Consider the following 22866-nt stretch of genomic DNA (forward strand, 5'->3'; position numbering starts at 1 on the left):
AGCGCCATGCTAGATGCTCTTCCCCTTGAAGGACGGCACGCGCTCGTCACCGGTGCCGGAAGCGGCATCGGTGCTGCCATCGCCCGCACGCTGGCGAAGGCTGGGGCCAATGTGACGCTCGCCGGTCGCCGCCGCGAGCCACTCGAAGCGGTCGCTGCCGAGATCGGAAGCCAGGCCCTGGTCCTCGACGGTTTCGACGTGACGAAACCGGAGGCGATTGCCGCTGGTCTGGAGAAGGCCCAAAGCACCTTCGGCCCCGTCTCCATTCTGGTGAACAATGCCGGTGAAGCGCCAAGCGCGCCCTTCGAGAAGACATCGTCTGATATGTGGAGCCATGTTCTTTCGGTTGATCTGACAGGCGTGTTCAACGTGACTCAAGCCGTGCTGCCTGACCTTAAGGCCCATGGCGAGGGAGCGCGCCTCATCAACATCGCCTCGACGGCTGGGCTGACGGGCTATGCCTATGTTTCCGCCTACTGCGCCGCCAAACATGGCGTGGTCGGCCTGACACGGGCTCTGGCGCTGGAGCTGGCGAAGAAGGGCGTAACGGTCAACGCCGTCTGCCCCGGCTTTACCGATACGCCGATCATCCAGCAGTCGCTCGACACCATCATCCAGAAGACCGGGCGCAGCCGCGAGGAAGCGCTGGCGGAATTCACCAAGTCCAACCCGCAAGGCCGGTTGATCCAGCCGCAGGAAGTCGCGGACACCACGTTGTGGCTTGCTTCGCCTTCAGCGGGTTCCGTCACCGGCCAGGCAATCGCGATTGCCGGCGGTGAAGTCATGGCAGGCTAAACGGAGTTCAAGACGAAAATGCCCTTTACCCATTCCAAACCCATGCGCTTTGGCGACTGCGACCTCACGGGGATTGCCTATCATCCGGCCTATCTCTCCATGCTCGTTGACGTGAACGAGGCGATGTTCGCTTCCTTCGGCGTCACCTGGAAGGAACTGATGTTCGAGCGCAAGCTCGGTCTGCCGACGGTGACCATGAACCTCGAGTTCAAGAAGCCCGCCGTCTATGGCGACACGCTCGATTTCGCCGTGCATGTGCGCTCGATCGGCCGGGCCTCGCTTGATCTTGAAACCATCGTCACCGTCCGTGGCGACATCATCTGGTCGGTCAAGCAGAGGATCGTAATGACCTCGCTTGAAGACCACAAATCCCATCCCTGGCCTGACGACGTGCGCGCAGGTCTCACACGTTATCTGGAGCCAAGACATGATGCATGAAATCATCCAGCCGGACGGCTGGGCAAAGCCGATCGGTTATTCGAACGGTATCAGCGCGCGCGGTCGCATCGTACAGGTCGGCGGTCAGATCGGTTGGGACGAGCATTGCCAGTTCCACTCGGACGACTTCGTCGAGCAGGTGCGCCAGACGCTAATCAACATCGTCAGCGTGCTGAAGGCAGCGGATGCGAAGCCTGAGCATCTGATCCAGATGACCTGGTACTTCACCGATCGCGTCTCCTACAAATCACGCATGAAGGAAATCGGCGCGATCTACCGCGAGATCATCGGTCGCCACTTTCCGCCGATGGCGGCAGTCCAGGTGGTGTCGTTGATGGAAGACCGCGCCAAGATCGAAATCCAGGCGCTGGCCGTCGTTCCCGATTGATTGAAATCTGCAGAGGAGGAGAGAGTCCATGACCAGCACCATCAAACCCTTCATCACCCGCAAGGGCCAGGAAGACACCGGAACCGGCCAATCCGGCGGCTGCGTCCGCATTTCGGGTGTCAGCCCGCAGCACACGCCAGCCACCAAGATCTGGTTCGGCAAAGTCTCCAACGAGCCGGGCTATCGCTCCTATCCGCATCACCATGGCGAAGCGGAAACTGGCGGATATGTGCTGAAGGGCAAGGCGCGCATCTATTTCGGCGAGAACTGGAAAGAGTATCTCGACATGGAGGAAGGCGACTTCATCTTCGTGCCGCCGAACTGGCCGCATATCGAGGTGAACATGTCGACGACGGAAGAGCTGGTGTGGCTCACTACTCGCACCCCGGACAACATCGTCGTCAACCTGCCGGATGTAGACGATTCCGTTCTCGAAGGTTTCAGGAGAGCCTGATGAAACTATTGCGACACGGCCCCGCAGGCGCCGAGAAGCCAGCCCTTGTGGCGAAGGACGGCTCGATCCGCGATCTTTCCGGCGTCATTGCCGACTTCAACGGCGAGGCCCTCTCCGACGCCGGTCTCGCGCGGCTCGCTGCAATCGACCCGATGACGTTACCAGAGGTCTCGGTCGAGCGCATTGGTGCCTGCGTGCCGCGTCCGGGCAAGTTCATCTGCGTCGGTCTCAACTATGCAGACCATGCAAAGGAAACCGGCAAGGCTCCGCCGGAGGAGCCGATCCTGTTCATGAAGGCGACCTCAGCCGTCGTCGGCCCGAATGACGATGTCGAAATCCCGCGCGGATCGAAGAAGGCCGATTGGGAGGTCGAGCTTGGCGTCGTCATCGGCACGCGGGCGAAATATGTGAGCGAAGCGGACGCGCTGAACCACGTCGCCGGCTACTGCGTGGTCAATGATGTGTCCGAGCGGGCCTTCCAGTCCGAACGCGGCGGCCAGTGGACCAAGGGCAAGAGCCACGACACGTTTGGCCCGACAGGCCCTTGGCTGGTCACGCGCGACGAGGTAGCCGACCCTCAGAACCTTGCATTGTGGCTGGATGTGGACGGCGTGCGCCGGCAGACCGGCAACACGAATACGATGATCTTCGGCGTCGCGCATCTCGTCAGCTATATCAGCCAGTTCATGACGCTTGAGCCCGGCGACGTGATCGCCACCGGCACGCCGCCGGGTGTTGGCATGGGTATCAAGCCGGAACCTGTCTTCCTGAAGCCTGGCCAAGTCATGACGCTCGGTATCGAAGGTCTGGGTGAGCAGCGGCAGCAAACCGTAGAAGCGAGGGACTGAGCCCATGACCAATCTTTCAGGACGTCTTGCCATCATCACCGGGGGTGCGCGTGGCCAGGGCGAGGCTGAAGCCCGCCTCTTCGCCTCCAAGGGTGCCGCCGTCATCATCGCCGATGTGCTGGCCGAGGAAGGTCGTGCGCTCGCGGAAGCCCTACAGAGGGAAGGCCGCGAGGCCCGCTTCATCTATCTCGACGTGACAGACCCAACCAGCTGGGCAGGCGTTGTTGCGCTTGCAACCGAGTGGAAAGACCGCATCGACATTCTCGTCAACAATGCCGGCATCATCAACCGCAGCATCGTCGAAACCACCAGCCTGGAAGCGTGGGAGCGCGTGCTGAAGGTCAACCTCACAGGCGCCTTCCTCGGCATTCAGGCGGTGACGGAATTGATGGCGAAATCCGGCGGCGGATCGATCATCAACATCTCATCCAATAGTGGGTTTTCCGGCCATTATGATCCCGCCTATACGGCAAGCAAATGGGGCCTGCGCGGGCTTACCCGCAGCGCTGCCATGGAACTGACGCCCAAAGCCATCCGCGTCAATGCGGTCTGCCCTGGCCTCGTCGTTACGGGTCTGAACGCCAACAGCCCTCACCTGAAACCGATGATCGACATGACGCCGATGAAGCGCAGCGGCAAGCCGGAAGAGATCGCCGAGCTCGTCCTCTTCCTGGCGTCTGACGCCTCAAGCTTCATTACAGGAGAAGACTTTGTCATTGACGGCGGCTTCACGGCGGGTGCGGCTTATCGCAAGGTGGCGTCCCAGACAGGGATATTCGACCAATAGTTCTCCATCCGAGGCACTGATCACCTGCATCGCCGGCATGGGTACTGCTCACTGCCGGCGATGCCGTTTCTAGCGATCAACGAAAATATTTTATTCTGATTTTTAAAGAAATTAGGAATTGATAATTCCCGCCGCTTTTGCCAATGTGGAGCCCGTAGAAGGGCGTAGCGCGTTTTTCCTTCGCATTATAGGGTTGTTCCTGCGGAGAATATGTGGTGGTCAAGCCGGATAGACACAGCGACGACAAGCTTATCGTCTTCGATGTCGGCGGAGTCTTCATCGAACTGAATGTCGAGAGGCGCCGCGCTGCGCTTGAAGCGGGTGGGCTCTGGTCGCCGACCGCTCAAGCGAATGCGGACCTGCTTCGCCTCAACATGCAGTTTCGCCTGGGACAGATCGGCGAAGATGACTATCTGGCTCGCGCGTCCGAGATTTATGGACTAACCGCTGAACAGGTGGCGCAAGCGGAAACCGCGCTTCTCGAAGGCGTTTTCACCGGTATGGTGGATTACGCCCGCACCCTGAAATCCAGCCATCGCGTTGTCTGTCTGTCGAACACGCAGGCCATTCATTGGCGCCATATCATCGAAACCATGCTCGGAGCCGATCTCTTTGATGCCTGCTACCTCTCCCATGAGATGGGCATGGAGAAGCCGGGCGAGGAGATTTACCTGGCGGTTCAGCACCGCGAACATGTTTCGCCCGAGCAGATCGTCTTTATCGACGACACGCTGGAAAACATCGAGACATCGCGCAGGCTCGGCTGGCACAGCATTCACCATATGGATGCGGCCAAGACGATCGCGGCGATAGACGAAGCGATCGCCGATACGCCGCCAAGCGGCACGTCCTGAGCGAAATGGAGGTCTGACCTTGGCTCAACTGTCACTGCGCGGCATCAAGAAACGGTTCAAGTCCGTCGAGGTTCTCCATGGCATCGATCTCGATGTGAAGGACCGCGAACTGATCGTCTTTGTCGGGCCGTCCGGTTGCGGAAAATCGACCCTTCTTCGCCTGATCGCCGGTCTCGATCCGATCACCGATGGCGAATTCCGGCTGAATGACAAGCGCATGAACGAGATCGCGCCATCACGACGCGGGATCGCCATGGTGTTCCAGTCCTATGCGCTTTATCCGCATATGAATGTCTATGAGAACATGGCCTTCGGTGCGCGGCTGATGGGCCTCGGCAAAGCGGAAGTCGAAGCGCGTATTGGCGAAGCTGCTCGCATGTTGCGGCTGGAAGCCCTGCTGGAGCGCAAGCCGCGCGAATTGTCAGGCGGACAGCGACAGCGCGTTGCCATCGGCCGGGCGCTGGTGCGCAAACCGCAGCTTCTCCTGCTGGACGAACCGCTGTCCAACCTCGATGCCGCGCTCCGGTCAGAAGTGCGGCTCGAGATCGCCCGTCTCCACCGCGAGATCGGCGGCACGACCATCTATGTGACCCATGACCAGGTCGAGGCCATGACGCTTGCTGACCGGATCGTGGTGATGAATGGCGGCCGGATCGAGCAGTTCGGTTCCCCGCGTGAGCTTTACGAGACGCCAGCCAACGTCTTTGTTGCCAACTTCATCGGCTCGCCACGCATGGCGATGCTGACTGTCGAACGGGAGGGCAACCGGCTCGCTGCACCCGGCATCGGCCAGATCTCCCTGCCCCGTCTGCCATCATCGCCAGAGCGAGAACTGTTGATGGGTGTGCGGCCGGACGGCATGTCGATTTCGTCAGGCACGCGCGAGGACGGTTTCGCTGCGAAGGTCGTCTACACCGAATATCTCGGCGATAGCGCCTACGTTTATGTGCGGATGGGGGATGGCGCACCTGTCTCGGTACGTTGCGGGCCGGATACGCAATTTGCGCCTGACACCCCGGTCACCATCAGCGTCGAGCCTGAGAAAGTCCATTACTTCAGCCGTGAAACATCGCAACGACTTGCGGTGTGATCGAATAAATCGCGTAAACCAAAAAAGAAGGAGAGGAACAGATGAAACGATTTCTACTGGGAGCGGCAATTGCCTGCACCACCATGCTTTCAGCCGGCGCGACCTTCGCAGCTGACCTGACCTTCTGGACCTGGCGCCAGGAAGACAAGGCCGAATATGAAAAGTTCTTCGGCGATTTCAACAAGGCCAACCCGGACATTACGGTAAAGTTTGAGGCCTTCGAAGCAACGAGCTACAATACCGTCCTTTCCACCGCGCTTGCAGGTGGCAAGGGTCCGGATTTGATGATGACCCGTACCTATGGCGGCATTGAAAGCCTGGCGGGAGCTGGCTACCTGATGCCGCTGGACGATACGAAGATCCCAGCACTGAAGGGCTTCTCGGAACCGGCTCTTGCCTCCGCAACGATGCGCTCAGACAAGACGCTCTATGCCGTTCCCGCCGCAAGCCAGACCATGCTCGTCATCTACAACACCGAGATCTTCGAGAAGAACGGCATTACCGAGCCCAAGAGCTGGGACGAGTTCATCGCTGCTTGCGAGAAACTGAAGGCAGCGGGCGTGATGCCTTTTGCCAATGGCACGGCAACCGGCTGGCAGAATGAGACCATCGTTTCCGCACTCACGTCCTCCATCATGGGCAAGGCTTTCTATGCCGACCTTATGGCCGGCAAGACCGACTTCAACGACAAGCGCTATGTCGAAGCGCTGACCAAGCTCAAGGAAATCTCGCAGTATTTTCCGGATGGCTTTGTCGGTCTGGACTATGCGTCCGCGCAGCAATTGTTCACCTCCGGCATGGCCGGCATGTTCGCTGGCGGCTCCTTCGAGCTTGCTAACTTCGCTAAACAGAACCCGGAGTTGAAGATGGGTGTCTTCGCCGCCCCCGGCCTGAAGGCGGAAGATGAGAAACTGGTTGGCCTCTTCTATGATTCCGGCTTCGGCGGCAACGCCAAACCGAAGGACCCGGAGGCCGTGCTGAAGTTCCTGAACTACGTTTCCAGCAAGGACTTCGGACAGGCCTTCGCCAACGGTCTGAACAACGTTTCAGCCGTTCCCGGCGTTACCTTCGACAACCCTCTGCTCGCCGAGGTTGCCGAGCTCAACAAAGATTCGATCCCCTACATGACGCTCGTCAACTTCCGCTACGGCGAACCGACGGGTTCGAACCTTATCCAAGCGGGCGTTTCGAAGATGCTGAACGGGCAGGCTACACCGGCCGAAGTCGGCAAGTCGATGACCGATGGTCTCTCTGCCTGGTATGCTCCGTTCAAGAAGTGATCGGACTTTAGCCGGGCTTTCCAAAAGTTCAGCCTCTCACCTTTCGCAAAGCTCGAGAGCACTGCCGGTGAACCGCCTTCACTGACGATGCTCTCACAGGTCGCTCCTTAACCGGAGCGGCCCACTCCACCGATCGATGGCCGTTGGGATAGTGTCGATGATGTCCAGCAAGTTGACAGGCAGAAGACTTTGGATTGCGGCCCTTGTGGTCCCGCCGATCGCCTTCATGTGCCTGTTTCTCGTATATCCGATCCTCTCGGCTTTCGCTTACGCCTTCTATGAATGGAGAGGGCTTGTCCGCGGCGACTTCGTCTGGTTCGATAATTTTTACCGCGTGCTGTTCAAGTATCCGTTCTCTGAGCGCACCATCAACGCCTTCAAGCACAATATCTTCGTCTTCTTCGCCCTGATGGTGCTTCAAAACGGCGTTGGCTTCATCCTCGCCTATTGCCTGTGGCGCGACCTGTGGGGCGCGCGCTTCCACCGCATCGCCGTCTTTTTGCCAGTGGTGCTTTCCACCGTCATCGTTGGCCTTCTGTGGAAGCTCTTCTATCACCCGCTCTTCGGCGCAGTGAACGCGAGTCTCAGGGCCGTCGGGCTTGGCAGCCTGGCACAGCCCTGGCTGGGCCAGGATTCAACCGCCTTGATGGCGATTATCGTTGCCAATGCCTGGCACATGGTCGGCTTCCCGACGCTGGTCTTCCTCGCCGGGATGCAGCGCATCCCGTCGGAGATTCTCGATGCCGTGCGCATGGAGACCGAAAGCGAATGGGTGAAGATGAGCAAGATCGTCTGGCCACTGGTGGCTCCTTCAGCAACAGTTGTGTTCACCCTGCTCTTCGTCGGTGCCTTCAACTGGTTTGAGCTGCCCTTCATCATGGCCGGTGTGGACGGCAATCCGCACGAGGCTACGGATGTGCTCGGGCTTTACTTCTACCGCACCGCCTTCGGCAGCATGTCCGCGTCCGCTGAGAACTTCGGGCCCGGCAGCGCGCTTGCGGTGCTGATCTTCCTGTTCATCGCCGTGGTCTCCAGCGTCATTACAGTCAGACTGCGCAGACGGGAGATCCAGCTATGAGGAAGGGGATCGACCGCGGCAGCTTCCGCACCTATGGCTGGGATGGGCTGATCCAGATTCTGCTGATCGGCAACAGCATCGTCATGCTGACACCCATCGTCATCATGTTCTTTTCCGCCTTCAAAACCAATGCGCAAATCTTCCAGTCCCCTTTCTCCATTCCCGATTTCACCAATGTCAAAAGTCTTCTTCGCGTGTGGAACGAGACGGACTTCCTGCTCTATATGAGCAATTCGCTCATCGTCACGGCGAGTTCCATCGCGCTGATCCTGATCCTCGGCACCATGGCGGCATACGCCATCGCGCGTTACGAGTTTCGCGGTTCAGGCTTCATACTGCTGTTTTTCCTGGCAGGGCTTACCCTACCGCTGAAACTCGCCATCATTCCGCTCTTCATTCAGATGCGTGATTTTGGCCTGATCGACTCACGGCTGTCGCTGATCTTCATCTATGTCGCAACCGGCCTGCCGACGACGGTGTTCATCCTGACCGGCTTCATCCGCAGCCTGCCGAACGAGCTTGAGGATGCCGCCCGCATGGATGGCGCCAATGAAGCGCGGATCATGTGGTCGATCATGCTGCCGTTGGTCCGACCTGCCATGGTGATCGCGGCAATCCAGAATGTCGTGCCGATCTGGAATGACTTCTTCTTCCCGCTGATCTTCATCCAGAACAACAATCTGAAGACCCTGCCGCAGGGACTGACCGCCTTCATGGGCGAGTTCGGCACCGATTGGGGCGTGCTGTTTTCCGGTCTGACGCTCTCGGCCCTGCCGATCATCATCCTCTATATCGCGCTGTCGCGACAGTTCATCAACGGCATGACGGCGGGCGCCATCAAGTAGAACGACTCAGGATTTGAGAACCGAGACCGCCGCCTCACTGGCATGAATGGCCTCATTGGCGCCGGGGATCTTGGCGATCAGCAGCAGGAACACCAAGTCGCAAATCGCAAGCTGCGCATCGCGTGAAGTAATGGCAGAGGACCGTACGCGCTCCTCGTCTGCAACGGTGTGGAGGGTGATATCGGCAATCTGGCTTAGCTTGTTTCCGTGCAGGCCTGTCAGCGTCACCACCGTCGCACCGCCCTTTTTCGCCAGTTCTGCAAGCCGGATCGTCTCGTTGGTCGAGCCGGATTGGGAGATCGCGAATAGAACGTCGCGGCTGTTGAGCGAAGCGGCATTCGCCATCTGCACATGCGGATCGCGGTCCATCAAAGCGACAAGCCCTAGCTTCAGAAGCTTGTAGGAAAAGTCACGTGCCACCAGCGAGGACGCGCCAATGCCGGCGAGATGGATGCGCCTTGCCGACGCAATAGCCGAGACCGCAGCTGTGACCGCATCCTCCGCATTGACCTCCATCGTCTGCTGCATGGCGGAAACCTTGCTCGCCACCAGCTTCTGCTGGATGGTGACGAAGTTGTCGCCCGCATCGATCGTGCCGTGGATCATCCCGGATGGCACGCGCCATTCTTGCGCTTTTGCTTTCGTTACGGCCAGTTTCAGCTGCTGATAGCCGTCATAGCCGATCTTCTGCGAAAATTTCACCACGCTGGACTGGCTGCGACCGGTTGCTGCAGCCAATTCGGCGGAAGAAAGCTGCACCATGCGATCGGGATCGTCGACGATGAACTGGCCGATCTGACGCTCCGCATCCGTCATGAATTCCAACTTCGCCTGGATGACCTTCAACACGGACATCGCGTTCCTCCGACCGGAATAAGATATTCGTAAATCAAAAATTCTCTGGAATATTATAGCGCTTATCTTATGATTGGCTATCCAGATTTCAGCATCAGTTTTGACCCGGAAGGTCTTTTATGGATGAGTTGCATATCACCGGCGGAACGAGGCTTGATGGCGCGGTCCCGATTGCGGGCGCCAAGAACGCGGCACTGCCGCAAATTGCCGCCGCCCTTCTCTCCCCGCATCCGATTGAACTGACGAACCTACCGAAGGTTTCGGATGTCGACAACATGCTGCGCATCATTTCCCTTTATGGTGCCGCGGTTGAAAGACATGCGGGCGGCACCGTCATCAATGCGCAGAACGTGATGCCGGGCGAGGTCGATTACGAGACCGTTCGCAAGATGCGCGCTTCCATATTGGTCCTTGGGCCACTGCTCGCCCGTTTCGGTTCTGCGCGGGTGTCGTTGCCCGGCGGCTGCGCGATTGGCGCACGACCTGTCGATATACACTTGAAAGCTCTTTCGGCCCTTGGCGCGACGATTGCCGTGGAAGGTGGCTATATCGTTGCCTCGGCATCGAATGGACTTAAAGGTGCCCGCGTCGTCCTGCCCGGCCCTTCCGTCGGTGCCAGCGAAACGGCATTGATGGCGGCCTGTTGCGCCACCGGCGAAACCGAAATCCTCAATGCGGCGCGTGAACCGGAAGTCGTCGATCTTGCCGCCTGTCTCTCTGCCATGGGCGCTGAGATCGAGGGCGCTGGCACGCATCGGCTTCTGGTCAAGGGAAGCACGCGCTGGCGCGCGGCAAGCCATCACGCCATTCCGGATCGCGTCGAGGCCGGAACCTATGCGGCAGCGGCGATGATAACGGGCGGTCGCATCGAGCTTGTCAACGCACGCATGGAGCATCTCTCATCGGTCCTGCAGGTCCTGGAAGGTATGGGCGCTACCATCTGGCCCGGTGATCGTGGTGTTGTGGTCGAAGGCGGTGAGCGCATCAAGCCTGCTGATTTCACCACCGAGCCTTACCCAGGCTTCCCGACGGACTTGCAGGCGCAGTTCATGGCAATGGCCTCGATTGCCGATGGTGCCAGCGTCATCCGCGAAACAATCTTCGAAAACCGCTTCATGCATGTGCCGGAATTGTCCCGGCTGGGCGCGAACATTGCGCTCAATGGCTCCGTCGCGACGGTTCGCGGACAGCAATCCCTGAAGGGCGCGCCGGTGATGGCAACCGATCTGCGCGCTTCGGTTTGCCTCGTGCTTGCGGCACTTGCCGCGCAGGGTGAGACTATCATCAAGCGCGTCTATCACCTCGATCGCGGTTATGAGCAGCTTGACCGAAAGCTCGCCCAATGCGGCGCCAATATTCGTCGCGTGTCCCTATGACTGAGCCGAAGAGCGATCAGAGACTTTATCTCGGCGTCGATGGAGGCGGCACCGGCTGCCGGGCAAGAATCGTCGATGAGGCAGGCCACGTTATCGGGCAAGGATTGTCTGGTCCGGCCACGACGCGTCTTGGCGTACCCAACGCATGGGCGTCCGTACTTCGCGCCTGGACGGGCGCGGCCGAAGAGGCAGGGCTTGATCCTTCCGGCGCGCCGAATGTCGTGGCTGGCATCGGCATTGCTGGCCTGACGCGTGCGGGCTCGCGCGAACAATTGCAAGCCCTGCCCCATCCCTTCGCCGACATCTACTTTACCTCAGATGGCGCTGCCGCATGCCTTGGCGCTCATTCGGGTCGTGATGGCGGGATCGTCATTGCAGGGACCGGCTCCATTGGGCTCGCACTGGTCGCAGGCGAAGAAAAACGGGCGGGTGGTTACGGCTTTCCGATCTCCGACGAAGGCAGTGGTGCCGATATGGGATTGAAGGCGATCCAGTCCGCGCTTATGGCCTTTGACGGGCGTTGCGACAAGTCGGCGCTTCTCTCCGAAGTTTTGAACCGCTTCGATAACCTCCCCGCCAATATCGTCGGCTGGATGGATAAGGCAACCGCGACAGATTACGCGACGCTCGCGCCCCTTGTCCTGCGTCACGCCGATCATGGAGATCCGGCAGCCCGGCAGATCGTTCAATCCGGGGCTGGCCATATAGACGGGCTCGTGCGCCGCCTCATCGAGTATGGCGCGCCAGCGGTCACCCTACTTGGCGGTCTCTCAGGACCACTGGAGCCGTGGCTTGCTCCCGACGTGCGCAAGCGGTTGAAACCTGCAGATGGCGACGCCGTTTCCGGTGCAATAATCCTGGCAAAACGCCTGTCAGCCTGAACGCAATCTGGGTGAATCTTTTGCCGCTTCGAACGGAATAATATATTCCGTTATTCATTGACATGCGGAATATACGATCGTAGTCTGTTAAAAAATCGAGTGAGGATCCATGTCGCACCTGCACCTGATGGCGGAACTTGAGCAGCTGGTTTCCGAGGCTCGCAACCCCAATTCCATGTCGATCGATCTGCTTCCAACGGAAGAAATCCTGAAGGTGATGAACCGGGACGATGCGCTGGTTCCCGAGGCGGTCGCTCGCGTCATTCCTCAGATTGCTGAAGCAGTCGAAGAGATCGTTCGCGCCTTTCGCAGCGGTGGACGGCTGATCTACATCGGCGCCGGCACCAGCGCGCGCCTTGGCGTGCTCGACGCCTCCGAATGCCCTCCCACCTTTTCCGTGCCGGAAGGCATGGTTGTCGGTCTGATTGCCGGTGGGCCGCGTGCCATTCTGCATGCGGTCGAAGGCGCGGAGGACGATGTGGAGGAAGGCAAGCGCAATCTTGCGGAGATCGATCTTTCCGCAAAGGATGTGGTGGTCGGCATCGCCGTCAGTGGGCGCACCCCTTACGTCGTGGGCGCGCTGACCTATGCGCAATCCATCGGCGCAAAGACCGTGTCGCTCACCTGCAACCCGCATTCGACGCTGGCGGACATGGCCGATATCGCCATAGCGCCCGTCGTCGGGCCGGAGGTTGTGAGCGGATCGACTCGGCTGAAATCCGGCACGGCGCAGAAGCTCGTCTTGAACATGCTGACGACCGCCAGCATGATCCGTATCGGCAAGACTTACGAGAACCTGATGGTCGATCTGACCATCAGCAATCAGAAGCTTCGCGCCCGCGCGATCCGTATCATCATGGAGGCAACGGGGTGCTCGGCGGACATTGCGGAAGATCAACTGACGGTCAGCGGCAACAATGTGAAGCTCGCAATCCTGATGATTCTGAGCGGATTAAATCGGGAAGAGGCCGAAGCCGCGCTGGTTCGCAATGACGGATTTTTGCGCAAGGCGCTGACTGAATCAACCAATTGAACGCAAGACGTGCTGCATACCCGGCGTTTGAAAAGGACGGGATCGGCCAACCAGAGGGAGAATAAGCATGACGATGATCGCTCGAAAATGGCTGGCTTGTGCGGCAATCGCCGGGAGCCTTCTGACAGCCACCGCCGCACCCGGATTTGCCGCCACCTTGAAAATGGCATGGGCACAGGATGCGACAGGCCTCGACCCGCACAAGCAGACGGCCTTTTCCTCCATCCGCCTGCTGGAACTGATTTACGAACCCCTTGTCCGCCTGGATGGCGACCTCAAGGTGGTGCCGGCGCTCGCCAAGGAATGGACATTTTCTCCCGACGCCAAGACGCTGACATTCAAGCTCGATCCAGCAGCCAAGTTTCACAATGGCGCAGCCGTGACCTCGGCGGACGTGAAAGCCTCTTTTGAGCGCATCCTCGATCAGGCGACGGGTGCATCCGCACGCGCCAACTATCTCTCGATTGCCAGCATCGATACGCCGGATGCTACGACGGTGGTCTTCAACCTGTCGCAGCCGGATGTGCCTTTGCTCACCGCCATGGGCAGCGTCAATGCGGCCATCGTTCCGGCTTCCGAAATTACCGCTGGCAAGATCGGTACGGCTGCCATCGGCAGCGGTCCGTTCAAGCTGGAAAAGTGGGAACCGAACCAGAAGGAAGTGCTGAAAGCCAATACGGAATGGGCCGGCGGCAAGGTGGGCGTTGATGGTATCGACATCAGTGTGCTGCCGGATGAAAACGCCATTCTCGCAGCGCTGCGCGCCAAGAAGGTCGATTTCGCCCTGCTCAACGACCCGCTGGTCGCAACGCTCGTGCCGAAGGTGGCAGGGCTGACCTTGAACCGTAAACCGGTCCTCTCCTACCATGCGCTGCAGCTCAATGCCTCGCGTAAGCCGATGACGGAGCTTGCCGTGCGCCAGGCGATTTCCTGCGCCATCGATCGTAAGGACGTTCTCGATACGGCTCTGCTTGGCGAAGGCGAAGTCACCGGGCCGCTGACGATGCCGCTCTATCGCTCCGATCCAAACAGCCTCTTCTGTTACAAGAAGGATCTGGAAAAGGCGAAGAAGCTGATGGCCGATGCCGGGCTGAAGGACGGCTTCTCGGCAACCGTGATTGCCGCCACTGGTGAACCGCCGACCGCAGCTGCCGAAGCTCAGGTCATCCAGTCGCAATTGAAGGAAATCGGCATCAATCTCGACATCAAGATGATGGAGCTCAACGTCTATGTCGACACATGGCTGAAGGGTGATTTCGACATGGCGGTGGCGCTGAATGGCGGCCGGGCCGACCCCTACACCATGTATAACCGCTACTGGACCAAGGCCGGAAACCTTCAGAAGGTCGCGAACTATATCGACGACACGCTGGATGATCTGATGCAAAAAGGCCGTGTCGAAACCGATATTGCCAAGCGCAAGGAAATCTTCGCCGCCTTCGACAAGCACCTCGCCGAAGTCTCGCCATGGATCTGGCTCTACACCGGCTATTCCTACACGGCCCAGCAGCAGAATGTCGAAAACTTCGTGGCGACACCGGACGGTTCGCTCTTCGGCCTTGCCAAGGTCACCCTGAAGTAATGCGTGCATGAGGCGGATGACGAAATGACCTACTTGCTAAGACGTCTCGTGACATTCCCGCTGGTGATGCTGGGTGTCTCCGTTCTGGTCTTCGTCGCCATCCGCCTCGTCCCCGGCGATTCCATCACTGCCATGCTCGGCACGGAAGCCGGGCTTCTGACACCGGAGCAGAAGCAGGCACTGTCCGCCTATTTCGGCCTCGATCAGGGCTGGCTAGTGCAATATGGCCGCTGGCTCTCTGGCGTCGTCTCAGGCAATCTCGGCCTCTCGGTCACCTATGGCAAGCCGGTACTCGACGTTATCCTCCAGCGTTTCCCTCTGACGCTGGAACTCGCCTGCCTTTCGGTAGCGATTGCGCTTGTCCTTGGCCTACCGCTCGGCGTCTTTGCCGCCACTCGCAATGGCCGGGGCTCGGATCTCAGCGTGCGCATCTTCGCCATGATCGGCCAATCGACCCCGAGCTTCGTCTTTGGCCTCGGCATCATCTACATCCTCTCGGCAGGCTTCGGCATTCTGCCAGCCATGGGCGATTATGTGCCCTTCACGCAGGATCCGATCGCCAATCTCTCACAATTGTTTTTCCCGGCGCTGACACTTGGGCTGTCCTTCACTGCCTCCGTCACGCGCATTTCCCGTTCGGCCATGCTTGATGTGCTGAGCGACGATTATGTGCGTACCGCCCGCAGCAAGGGTGTGGCACGTCGCAACGTCATCTGGCGGCACGCCCTGCCGAACGCGCTGATCCCGGTCATCACCCTCTGCGGTGTCGAGTTCGGTTATCTGCTGGGCGGCGCAGTGTTGGTCGAGCAGATTTTTGCGCTGCCCGGTCTTGGACGCATGACGCTCGAGGCCATTCTTCAGCGTGACTATGCGCTGGTTCAGGGTGCGGTGCTGTTCATCGCGCTCAACTTCATGATCGTCAACCTCCTCGTCGATCTCGCCTATGTGGCGCTCGATCCCCGCATTCGCCTGGGGAGCCGGTCATGACATCATTGATCTCCCGCCTCCTTCGCCACCCGAGCGGCTGCGTCGGCGCGGCCATCGTCCTCATCTACCTGTTGCTGGCATTTGCCGCATGGCTTGGGCTGACGCCCTACGATCCGCTGCAACAGTTTCGAATCGACCGCCTGCAAGGCCCAAGTGCCGCGCACTGGATGGGAACCGACATGTTCGGGCGTGACGTACTCAGCCGGTTGATGATCGGCATCGGCCAGTCCTTCCTCGTCGCTTTTTCCTCCGTCGGCATCGCCGCCGTCATCGGCACCGTTCTGGGGCTGACTGCCGCATGGGTCGGGCGTCTGTGGGATGGTGTGGTCATGCGGCTGATGGATGTTCTGCTTGCCTTCCCGGCGATCCTGCTGGCGCTGCTCTTCATCACCGTCGTCGGCCCCGGAACCTTCACCAGCATTCTCGCCATTGCCTTTGTTTATACGCCGATCTTCACCCGCGTGGTGCGCGGCCCGGCGCTGTCGATCAAGGCGCGCGATTTTGTCGATGCGGCGCGGACCTTCGGCAGTTCCACATCCTATATCCTTACCCGGCACCTGATGCTCAATCTGGTCGCGCCGTTGACTGTGCAGGTGACGCTGGCACTGGCATGGTCGCTCCTCACGGAATCGGGCTTGAGCTTTCTCGGCCTTGGCACGCAGCCGCCGGACTCCTCGCTCGGCCTGATGCTGGCCGATAGCATCAACCTGATGGAGATGGCGCCCTGGCTGCTGATCTTCCCCGGTCTTGCCGTCATGCTCGGCATTCTCGGCTTCAACCTTCTGGGCGATGCGCTTCGCGATCTGCTCGATCCCCGCATGCGACGGGTGGCCTCATGACTCGACTTTTTTCAGTTCAGAACCTTAGCGTCGGCTTCGGTCGCGGCAATGCCATCAAGCCAATCGTCGAAGGCGTCAGCTTCACTCTCGATGCAGGCGAAACACTTGCCATCGTCGGCGAAAGCGGGTCGGGCAAATCCGTCACCGCGCTGTCGATCAACCGTCTGATCGATTATAGCGGCGGCAAGATCACCAGTGGTCGGATCGATCTGTCTCTCGCAGATGGAAAGACGCTAGATCTCGCCACTCTGGACACTGGGCGCATGGAGCGCATCCGAGGGTCGGAGATCGGCATGATCTTTCAGGAGCCGATGACCTCGCTCAATCCGGTTCTCACCATCGGCAAGCAGATCGAGGAAGTCTTCCGCCTGCAAGGCAAGGGCGGGACTGAGGCGCGTGCCGAGACACTCCGCGCGCTCGACCGGATGCGCATTCCCGACGCAGCGAGACGCCTCGGCTACTATCCGCACCAGCTTTCGGGCGGAATGTTGCAGCGGGTAATGATCGCGATGGCGCTCGCAGCCTCCCCCCGCCTTCTCATTGCCGATGAGCCGACCACCGCACTGGATGTCTCTGTCCAGGCGCAGATCATGGCGCTTCTTGCCGAGCTTCAACGCGAGACCGGCACCGGCCTCATCTTTATCACCCATGATCTCGGGCTGGTTGCCGGTATCGCCGATCGCGTGCTCGTCATGCAATCCGGAAAGGTGGTGGAACAGGGAAAAGCCGACGATATTCTCGACCGTCCGCAGCACAGCTACACACAACACCTGCTGAATGCCGTGCCGCATTTTGCCAACGGTCGGCATGTCCGCGACGACGCGCCGCGACTGAAACACGCGTATGAGCCCGCCATACTTGCGGTCAAGGAGTTGACCGTACGCTTCCCCACGACGACGGGGCTCTTACGCAGACCCGCCGGCGCAACCCATGCGGTGGAAGCTGTGGATTTCGAGATATGCCGGGGCGAGACTCTGGCGGTTGTCGGAGAAAGCGGATCGGGCAAATCGACCACTGCCCGAGCTCTTCTCGGTCTGGTCAAGACCACACGAGGCTCTTTCACCACGCAATCGTCCGGGTCGACAAAGGCGCAGAAGCCGATGCAGATGGTGTTCCAAAACCCCTATGCTTCGCTCAATCCGCGTCTCGATGTGCAAAGCCTTTTGGCCGAGCCCGTCATTGCAGCGGGCATCCGCATCGACGGACAGATCACGTCGCGCATGACAGCGCTTCTCGATCGCGTTGGCCTTCCATCCGATAGCCTCACCCGCTATCCGCATGAGTTTTCCGGCGGCCAGCGCCAGCGTCTTTGCATCGCCCGCGCGCTGATGCTCGATCCCTCCATTCTCGTGCTGGACGAGGCAGTGTCGGCGCTCGATGTGTCCGTCCAGGCTCGCGTTCTCGATCTTCTGATCGACCTGCAAAAGGAGCGCGATCTTGCCTATCTCTTCGTCTCCCACGACATGGCTGTGGTCGAACGCATCGCCCACCGCGTGGCCGTGCTCTATGCAGGCCAAATCGTCGAAATCGGCGACGCCCGCTCCGTCTTGTCGAATCCCCAACACAGCTATACCAAGAAGCTGATTGCAGCGGTGCCGACCATGGAACGGCGGCGCGAGCGGTATGAGCTGAACACCGAGGCCTTGCCGACATTGCTGCGTCCCGAGGGCTTCGAGCCGCAGCCCTCACGCTGGGACCAATTTGGCGCAGACCACCGGGTGAAGCTTGAAATGGCGGCAGCCAACTGAGGGGGAAATATCCATGGCCGAAGCACAGTCGCCTCTCCTTACGCCTTTCGACAGTGGGTTTGGTCTCCTGAAAAACGCCGTGGAGGACGGTCGCATTCCAGGCGGCGTCTTCGGCATGATCGACCGTGAGGGCATGCGACTGACAAGCGCGATCGGTCACGCGCAGACGGTGGGTGGCGAGCGGCCGATGATGCTCGACACCTGGTTCGATCTCGCTTCGCTGACCAAGGTCATCTTCACCACGCGTAAGATTCTCGAGCTGGCAGTTTCAGGCGCGATCGATCTCGATAGTTCCATTACGACGCTCATTCCCGATTTCCGGCAATACGCCCCAGATTGCTGGGAACGGAAAGTCACCTTCCGCCAGTGCCTCGGCCACCAGACCCCGTTTCCGGCGGTAGAACCGGTCTACACCTATGGCGATGATCCCGACCGCTTGCGCGCCTTTGTCCTTCAGCGCGAATGGCGCCATGGCGAGCCTGCCTATTCGGATATCAATTACATCCTGCTTGGCATCGCTCTCGAGAGGTTGGAAGCCAAGCGTATCCGCGAGATGGATGCCGGTCCGGGCTTTGCCTTTGAGAGCACGCCTGAAAAAACCGCGGCCACCGAGTTCTGCAGCTGGCGTAACCGGATAATCTGCGGCGAGGTGCATGACGAGAATTGTTACGCGCTTCAAGGCTCCGGCCATGCGGGACTGTTCGGCACTGTCGATGCCGTTCTCGACTATGCCCAATCGCTATTGATTTGGAACGAGAACAGCGATCCCGTGGTCGGGCTGATGCGCCAACCGCTTTCGGATAAACGCACCCACGGATGGGAACGCCCCTATGAGGGTTGGTCGGGTGGCGCGCTCTGCAATGATAGCGTTATCGGCCATACCGGCTTTACCGGAACCGGTCTCTGGATCGATTTCGACAAGGGTCGCGCCTGGACCTTGCTGACCAACCGCGTGCATCCGAGCCGCCACGTCGATAGCGGCATTTTCGCACTGCGCGCTGCCATCGGCGATATGATCAACACGCATTGAGGAGAGACGACATGGAACCGATCTGGGCCGTGGGTTTGATGACGGGAACCGTGCTGGATGGCAACATCGACGTTGCGCTTCTTCACACCGATGGAGAACGCGTCGAGCGCTTTGGTGCCTACACGCTCGCACCCTATGATCAGGCGGTTCGCGAACTTCTGGAGGAGACGCTGGCTGAGGCCCGCAAATGGAATTTCGAAGGACCGGAGCCGGAGATTTTTGGCCGAGCCGAAGACGCGCTGACCCGCGCTCAGTCCGCGGCCGTGGCAGACCTCGTGACGGATGCCGGGCTTTCGCTCTCCGATATCGGCGTTGTCGGCTTCCACGGGCAAACCGTTCTGCACCGTGCGCCGCAACCGGGCCGCCTTGGCGCCACGCGGCAACTGGGCGATGGCGAATTGATGGCGAAGCTGCTGGGCACCAAGGTCGCCTACGATTTTCGCAGCGCCGATGTTCGCGCTGGTGGACAGGGTGCCCCGCTTGCTGCCGCCTACCACTCGGCGCTGCTGAAAGGCGTCGCGCAGGACGGGAGTGCTGCCATCCTCAATCTCGGCGGTGTCGGCAATGTCACCTGGAGCGATGGCAAGAGCCATGTCGTTGCCTTCGATACCGGCCCGGCCAATGCCCCGATCAACGACTGGATCAAGCAGCATGGACTGGGCGACATGGACCGTGACGGCCTGATCGCCGCATCGGGTCAGGTCAACGAAGAGCGCCTGGCGAAGCTGCTACAACATCCCTATCTCACCGCCCGCTTCCCGAAATCGCTAGACCGCTTCGATTTCGGTGCCAGCATGGCAGACGGCCTTTCGCTGGAAGACGGCGCCGCCACGCTGACGGCCTTCACCGCCTCCGCCGTCGGCAAGGCACTGGACCTTCTTCCACAGCGCCCGGAGAGACTGTTCGTTAGTGGCGGCGGTCGCCATAATCCGACGTTGATGAGAATGCTGGCAAAGCTGGCGCGAGTGGACGCGCAGCCTGCTGAAACACTGGGCTGGCGGGGCGATGCCGTAGAGGCAGAATGCTTTGCTTTTCTGGCCGTCCGCGTTCTGCGCAATATGCCGATCAGCTTCCCGACCACGACCGGTGCACCAGAACCGATGACCGGAGGTCGACTGGCGGCCTAAAATTTTTCGGGTAGGACCGTTTAGAGTCGCTTCTTCAAAAATTTGCGTGTGCGGCCGATCGGAAAATCCGGCAGCTCCCCGAACACCTCGTAACCCTGGCGGCGATAAGACTTCTCCGCCGCCGGGTTGAAGGTATCGATCCAGGCGGAGTGACATCCGCGCACCCGCGCTTCCTCTTCCGCGGCCGTCAACATGCGGCCTGCCATCTGCTGGCCACGGAGGCTTTCGTGAACCCAAAGCCACTGTACGTAGAGCCAGCCCCAGGCCGTGTATCCATTGATGCCGGCAAGTAGCGCGTCGTCATTGCCACGAATGATCACCGCGAGCGGCACCCTTTCGGCAGAGCCGACGTCGGCATCGTTGAACGCGCTAAGATTGGCACCGATGGCCGCAATGTCTTCGGGGGAAGGATGATCGGTCACTGTCAGATCGGGCTTCATGCGAGTTCTCCGAGACTGAAGAGCGCTTTAAAAAAGACTGCCCTGATTTCCCGGGTCGCTTGCAACCGGCTTCACGGACTTTTTGCGTACCTGAGCCGAGGACGTATCCGCTAAAGCCGGCGCATCAGCACCCGCCACCGCCGAAACTTCGCCATCGGCAAACTCCACCGAAATGACCGCACCGGGAGCAACGGCCGCGGCGCGTGTAAGTGGCCGGTTCTCCTCATCGCGAATGACCGCATAGCCGCGCTTCAAGACGTTTTTGTAGGAAAGCGATTGCAAGATGCGCTCATGTGCAGCGAGACCGGATCTATTCTGCGCCATGCGATGAAGAACAGCCGTGTCGGCGCGCCGCACGCAAGCCAATAGTCGTTCTTTCTGCCGATCCAGCTGGCCAGACAGGCGCATAGGCAGGGCGCGCAGGGACGAGTCCGATGACGAGACCCGCGCCTTGGCTTGCAGCAGGCGTCTCTCGATCAATGCTTCTGCCCGCTGCATGCGCTCATTCACGCGCTGGCGATGCTGGCGCAGGCCGTGGCCGAGAACATCCGGCCGCAATCCGGACGCGGTGCGCTCGAAGCTGCGGCGCTTGTTCATGGTGTTGAGCTCAAGCCCTCTGCCAAGCCCGACGGATACCTCATCGAACCGACGGCGGGGAAGCGCCAGCAACTGGTCGAGCGAGGGAAGCGCGCGCACCAACGCACGAAGTCCCTGGGCGCGATTATCCATATGCCGGCGCGTCGAACCAGATAGACGTGCCGCCAGACCGGCAAGCTGGGCCTCGAGATCGGCCCGAACCGGCACGGCCATTTCCGCAGCCCCTGTGGGCGTTGGCGCACGAACATCCGCGGCGTAATCGATCAAGGTCGTATCGGTTTCGTGGCCGACAGCCGAAATCAGCGGAATTGCGCTTTCCGCCGCCGCCCGCACGACGATTTCGTCATTGAAGCTCCACAGGTCCTCGAGGCTGCCACCGCCACGCGCAACAATCAGCACATCGGGCCGGGGAATATCGCCGCCGTGAGGCAAAGCGTTGAAGCCCCGTATAGCGTTCGCCACCTCTTCACCCGAACCCTCGCCCTGAACCTTGACGGGCCAGACCAGAACGTGAACCGGAAAACGATCTGAAATACGGTGCAGGATATCGCGGATGACGGCACCTGTCGGCGAGGTCACCACACCAATGACCTGCGGCATATAGGGCAGCCGACGCTTGCGCGCCTGATCGAAGAGCCCTTCCGCAGCCAGCCTACGGCGGCGCTCTTCCAGCAAGGCCATCAAAGCGCCTGCTCCCGCGGGTTCCAGGCTTTCGATGACGATCTGATATTTCGACGATCCCGGGAAGGTCGTGATCTTTCCTGTTGCGATCACTTCCATGCCCTCTTCCGGGCGGAACTTCAGCTTGGAAAAGCTTCCCTTCCAGATGACGGCATCGATGCGTGCGCGATCGTCCTTCAGCGAAAAATAGGCGTGACCGGATGTGTGCTGTCCGCGGTAGCCGGAAATCTCACCACGTACGCGCACCTGATCGAACGCTGTCTCCACCGTCCGCTTGATGGAACCGGACAGCTCGGAAACGGAAAATTCGGTGAGGTTGCTCAGCGCTGGCTGACTGAAAATATCGCTCATACCCAATGGTAACCGATGCGCCACGATTCGGGAACCGTAAGGACTTTGTGACAGTTTGAATAAAAACTGGCAGAATCGTTATACTGTGTTACCTTCGATATCTTGAAGTGCATGCCATCGAGGAGACATCGCAGCTTTTGAGGAGAAGATGCCTTGTCTTGATTGCTTTGGGAGGAGCGGCATCATGGAATTTGTTCTGGGAATAGCACTTGGCTTGAGTGCTGCGGCAACACGTTCGACCTTTGCCGTCGCGAGCGTCGGCATCCTTGTGGTGGCAGTCTTTGCAGCTGCCGCGCTTATGGCGGCAAGCGGCGTTTCGATTCTGACGCTTTTGGCGACGTTGGTAGGGCTGAACATCGGTGTCGCCATGGCCTTCGTCGGAGCGTTCGCGCTTCGGTAAGCAGCTGCTGACAACGCTCAATTGAGGACTTATGATCACGCTTGCTCATGATCGAGGTTTGGCGTGACATTTCTTCGTTTTA

24 protein-coding genes are annotated in these 22866 nt (G+C 59.8%); 21 read left to right on the forward strand and 3 right to left on the reverse strand.

Annotation, left to right across the window (positions count from 1 at the left end; all coding sequences use genetic code 11):
* Positions 1-6 precede the first annotated feature (6 nt).
* From ACTJK5_RS20975 to ACTJK5_RS21025, 11 genes are all read left to right on the forward strand, one after another.
* On the forward strand, positions 7-795 hold the full coding sequence (locus tag ACTJK5_RS20975; RefSeq protein ID WP_440613147.1) for an SDR family NAD(P)-dependent oxidoreductase: 789 nt from the start codon (positions 7-9) through the stop codon (positions 793-795).
* Between the two features lie 18 nt (positions 796-813).
* Positions 814-1233, forward strand: coding sequence for an acyl-CoA thioesterase (locus tag ACTJK5_RS20980; RefSeq protein ID WP_062597582.1), 420 nt, complete (start codon positions 814-816; stop codon positions 1231-1233).
* Positions 1226-1621: a RidA family protein gene (locus ACTJK5_RS20985; RefSeq protein ID WP_162723217.1), complete on the forward strand. Its 396-nt coding sequence runs from the start codon at positions 1226-1228 to the stop codon at positions 1619-1621. The genes ACTJK5_RS20980 and ACTJK5_RS20985 overlap by 8 nt, the downstream gene beginning before the upstream one ends.
* Before the next feature lie 28 nt (positions 1622-1649).
* Complete coding sequence (locus ACTJK5_RS20990) at positions 1650-2075, forward strand: cupin domain-containing protein (RefSeq protein ID WP_112956949.1); 426 nt, start codon at positions 1650-1652, stop codon at positions 2073-2075.
* Entirely contained in the window at positions 2075-2923 is an 849-nt protein-coding gene (locus ACTJK5_RS20995; RefSeq protein ID WP_112956950.1) for a fumarylacetoacetate hydrolase family protein, read from the forward strand. Before ACTJK5_RS20990 ends, ACTJK5_RS20995 begins: the two co-directional genes overlap by 1 nt.
* A 4-nt stretch (positions 2924-2927) precedes the next feature.
* Positions 2928-3710 carry an SDR family NAD(P)-dependent oxidoreductase gene (locus ACTJK5_RS21000; protein WP_440613148.1) on the forward strand — a complete coding sequence of 261 codons (783 nt, stop codon included), beginning with the start codon at positions 2928-2930 and terminating at the stop codon, positions 3708-3710.
* 215 nt (positions 3711-3925) lie between these two features.
* Positions 3926-4564 (forward strand): HAD-IA family hydrolase, encoded by a 639-nt coding sequence (locus tag ACTJK5_RS21005; RefSeq protein WP_162741047.1) that lies wholly within the window; start codon positions 3926-3928, stop codon positions 4562-4564.
* 19 nt (positions 4565-4583) lie between these two features.
* Positions 4584-5654, forward strand: a complete 1071-nt coding sequence (locus ACTJK5_RS21010) for a sn-glycerol-3-phosphate ABC transporter ATP-binding protein UgpC (RefSeq protein ID WP_113180544.1) — start codon at positions 4584-4586, stop codon at positions 5652-5654.
* Between the two features lie 41 nt (positions 5655-5695).
* Complete coding sequence (locus ACTJK5_RS21015) at positions 5696-6934, forward strand: extracellular solute-binding protein (RefSeq protein WP_440613149.1); 1239 nt, start codon at positions 5696-5698, stop codon at positions 6932-6934.
* A gap of 157 nt (positions 6935-7091) precedes the next feature.
* Positions 7092-8012 (forward strand): carbohydrate ABC transporter permease, encoded by a 921-nt coding sequence (locus tag ACTJK5_RS21020; protein WP_440613150.1) that lies wholly within the window; start codon positions 7092-7094, stop codon positions 8010-8012.
* Complete coding sequence (locus ACTJK5_RS21025; RefSeq protein ID WP_062445176.1) at positions 8009-8857, forward strand: carbohydrate ABC transporter permease; 849 nt, start codon at positions 8009-8011, stop codon at positions 8855-8857. Before ACTJK5_RS21020 ends, ACTJK5_RS21025 begins: the two co-directional genes overlap by 4 nt.
* 6 nt (positions 8858-8863) lie before the next feature.
* Here ACTJK5_RS21025 and ACTJK5_RS21030 read toward each other — a convergent pair whose 3' ends face one another.
* On the reverse strand, positions 8864-9712 hold the full coding sequence (locus ACTJK5_RS21030) for a MurR/RpiR family transcriptional regulator (protein ID WP_279872995.1): 849 nt from the start codon (positions 9710-9712) through the stop codon (positions 8864-8866).
* Between the two features lie 119 nt (positions 9713-9831).
* Between ACTJK5_RS21030 and murA the strand changes: the two genes are divergently transcribed.
* The 9 genes from murA to ACTJK5_RS21075 all read left to right on the forward strand — a co-directional run bounded on the left by murA (position 9832) and on the right by ACTJK5_RS21075 (position 20315).
* Complete coding sequence (murA, locus tag ACTJK5_RS21035) at positions 9832-11088, forward strand: UDP-N-acetylglucosamine 1-carboxyvinyltransferase (protein ID WP_440613151.1); 1257 nt, start codon at positions 9832-9834, stop codon at positions 11086-11088.
* Complete coding sequence (locus tag ACTJK5_RS21040) at positions 11085-11969, forward strand: BadF/BadG/BcrA/BcrD ATPase family protein (RefSeq protein WP_440613152.1); 885 nt, start codon at positions 11085-11087, stop codon at positions 11967-11969. The genes murA and ACTJK5_RS21040 overlap by 4 nt, the downstream gene beginning before the upstream one ends.
* A 109-nt stretch (positions 11970-12078) precedes the next feature.
* Positions 12079-13002: an N-acetylmuramic acid 6-phosphate etherase gene (gene murQ, locus ACTJK5_RS21045; RefSeq protein WP_440613153.1), complete on the forward strand. Its 924-nt coding sequence runs from the start codon at positions 12079-12081 to the stop codon at positions 13000-13002.
* 67 nt (positions 13003-13069) lie between these two features.
* Entirely contained in the window at positions 13070-14584 is a 1515-nt protein-coding gene (locus ACTJK5_RS21050) for an ABC transporter substrate-binding protein (RefSeq protein WP_440613154.1), read from the forward strand.
* A 24-nt stretch (positions 14585-14608) separates the two neighbouring features.
* A complete protein-coding gene (locus ACTJK5_RS21055; protein WP_296022356.1) occupies positions 14609-15571 on the forward strand; it encodes an ABC transporter permease in 963 nt (320 codons plus the stop codon).
* Positions 15568-16410: an ABC transporter permease gene (locus ACTJK5_RS21060; protein WP_296037531.1), complete on the forward strand. Its 843-nt coding sequence runs from the start codon at positions 15568-15570 to the stop codon at positions 16408-16410. Before ACTJK5_RS21055 ends, ACTJK5_RS21060 begins: the two co-directional genes overlap by 4 nt.
* Positions 16407-18158, forward strand: coding sequence for an ABC transporter ATP-binding protein (locus ACTJK5_RS21065; RefSeq protein WP_440613155.1), 1752 nt, complete (start codon positions 16407-16409; stop codon positions 18156-18158). Before ACTJK5_RS21060 ends, ACTJK5_RS21065 begins: the two co-directional genes overlap by 4 nt.
* A 13-nt stretch (positions 18159-18171) precedes the next feature.
* Entirely contained in the window at positions 18172-19188 is a 1017-nt protein-coding gene (locus ACTJK5_RS21070; RefSeq protein WP_440613156.1) for a serine hydrolase domain-containing protein, read from the forward strand.
* Positions 19189-19199: 11 nt separating this feature from the next.
* Positions 19200-20315: an anhydro-N-acetylmuramic acid kinase gene (locus tag ACTJK5_RS21075; RefSeq protein ID WP_440613157.1), complete on the forward strand. Its 1116-nt coding sequence runs from the start codon at positions 19200-19202 to the stop codon at positions 20313-20315.
* 20 nt (positions 20316-20335) lie between these two features.
* On the opposite strand, the gene ACTJK5_RS21080 is transcribed toward ACTJK5_RS21075, so the two are convergent.
* Both ACTJK5_RS21080 and xseA read right to left on the reverse strand, forming a co-directional pair.
* Positions 20336-20755, reverse strand: a complete 420-nt coding sequence (locus tag ACTJK5_RS21080; protein ID WP_440613158.1) for a GNAT family N-acetyltransferase — start codon at positions 20753-20755, stop codon at positions 20336-20338.
* 27 nt (positions 20756-20782) lie between these two features.
* Positions 20783-22384 carry an exodeoxyribonuclease VII large subunit gene (gene xseA / locus ACTJK5_RS21085; protein WP_440613159.1) on the reverse strand — a complete coding sequence of 534 codons (1602 nt, stop codon included), beginning with the start codon at positions 22382-22384 and terminating at the stop codon, positions 20783-20785.
* Positions 22385-22568: 184 nt separating this feature from the next.
* Here xseA and ACTJK5_RS21090 point away from each other — a divergent pair, with 184 nt between their 5' ends.
* Positions 22569-22784 (forward strand): hypothetical protein, encoded by a 216-nt coding sequence (locus ACTJK5_RS21090; protein ID WP_062427663.1) that lies wholly within the window; start codon positions 22569-22571, stop codon positions 22782-22784.
* Positions 22785-22866: the final 82 nt, after the last annotated feature.

The organism is Agrobacterium sp. 22094, from assembly GCF_052046015.1.
GTDB lineage: Bacteria > Pseudomonadota > Alphaproteobacteria > Rhizobiales > Rhizobiaceae > Agrobacterium > Agrobacterium cavarae.

What these genes read in the sequence shown, in the direction of transcription:
- ACTJK5_RS21055 (WP_296022356.1), top strand. Translation starts at nt 14,609, where the DNA reads ATGACCTACTTGCTAAGACGTCTCGTGACATTCCCGCTGGTGATGCTG.
- ACTJK5_RS21000 (WP_440613148.1), top strand. Translation starts at nt 2,928, where the DNA reads ATGACCAATCTTTCAGGACGTCTTGCCATCATCACCGGGGGTGCGCGT.
- ACTJK5_RS21040 (WP_440613152.1), top strand. Translation starts at nt 11,085, where the DNA reads ATGACTGAGCCGAAGAGCGATCAGAGACTTTATCTCGGCGTCGATGGA.
- ACTJK5_RS21065 (WP_440613155.1), top strand. Translation starts at nt 16,407, where the DNA reads ATGACTCGACTTTTTTCAGTTCAGAACCTTAGCGTCGGCTTCGGTCGC.
- murA (WP_440613151.1), top strand. Translation starts at nt 9,832, where the DNA reads ATGGATGAGTTGCATATCACCGGCGGAACGAGGCTTGATGGCGCGGTC.
- ACTJK5_RS20975 (WP_440613147.1), top strand. Translation starts at nt 7, where the DNA reads ATGCTAGATGCTCTTCCCCTTGAAGGACGGCACGCGCTCGTCACCGGT.
- ACTJK5_RS20980 (WP_062597582.1), top strand. Translation starts at nt 814, where the DNA reads ATGCCCTTTACCCATTCCAAACCCATGCGCTTTGGCGACTGCGACCTC.
- murQ (WP_440613153.1), top strand. Translation starts at nt 12,079, where the DNA reads ATGTCGCACCTGCACCTGATGGCGGAACTTGAGCAGCTGGTTTCCGAG.
- ACTJK5_RS21025 (WP_062445176.1), top strand. Translation starts at nt 8,009, where the DNA reads ATGAGGAAGGGGATCGACCGCGGCAGCTTCCGCACCTATGGCTGGGAT.
- ACTJK5_RS21050 (WP_440613154.1), top strand. Translation starts at nt 13,070, where the DNA reads ATGACGATGATCGCTCGAAAATGGCTGGCTTGTGCGGCAATCGCCGGG.
- ACTJK5_RS21070 (WP_440613156.1), top strand. Translation starts at nt 18,172, where the DNA reads ATGGCCGAAGCACAGTCGCCTCTCCTTACGCCTTTCGACAGTGGGTTT.
- ACTJK5_RS21060 (WP_296037531.1), top strand. Translation starts at nt 15,568, where the DNA reads ATGACATCATTGATCTCCCGCCTCCTTCGCCACCCGAGCGGCTGCGTC.
- xseA (WP_440613159.1), bottom strand. Translation starts at nt 22,384, where the DNA reads ATGAGCGATATTTTCAGTCAGCCAGCGCTGAGCAACCTCACCGAATTT.
- ACTJK5_RS20990 (WP_112956949.1), top strand. Translation starts at nt 1,650, where the DNA reads ATGACCAGCACCATCAAACCCTTCATCACCCGCAAGGGCCAGGAAGAC.
- ACTJK5_RS20985 (WP_162723217.1), top strand. Translation starts at nt 1,226, where the DNA reads ATGCATGAAATCATCCAGCCGGACGGCTGGGCAAAGCCGATCGGTTAT.
- ACTJK5_RS21075 (WP_440613157.1), top strand. Translation starts at nt 19,200, where the DNA reads ATGGAACCGATCTGGGCCGTGGGTTTGATGACGGGAACCGTGCTGGAT.
- ACTJK5_RS21080 (WP_440613158.1), bottom strand. Translation starts at nt 20,755, where the DNA reads ATGAAGCCCGATCTGACAGTGACCGATCATCCTTCCCCCGAAGACATT.
- ACTJK5_RS21090 (WP_062427663.1), top strand. Translation starts at nt 22,569, where the DNA reads ATGGAATTTGTTCTGGGAATAGCACTTGGCTTGAGTGCTGCGGCAACA.
- ACTJK5_RS21020 (WP_440613150.1), top strand. Translation starts at nt 7,092, where the DNA reads ATGATGTCCAGCAAGTTGACAGGCAGAAGACTTTGGATTGCGGCCCTT.
- ACTJK5_RS20995 (WP_112956950.1), top strand. Translation starts at nt 2,075, where the DNA reads ATGAAACTATTGCGACACGGCCCCGCAGGCGCCGAGAAGCCAGCCCTT.
- ACTJK5_RS21030 (WP_279872995.1), bottom strand. Translation starts at nt 9,712, where the DNA reads ATGTCCGTGTTGAAGGTCATCCAGGCGAAGTTGGAATTCATGACGGAT.
- ACTJK5_RS21015 (WP_440613149.1), top strand. Translation starts at nt 5,696, where the DNA reads ATGAAACGATTTCTACTGGGAGCGGCAATTGCCTGCACCACCATGCTT.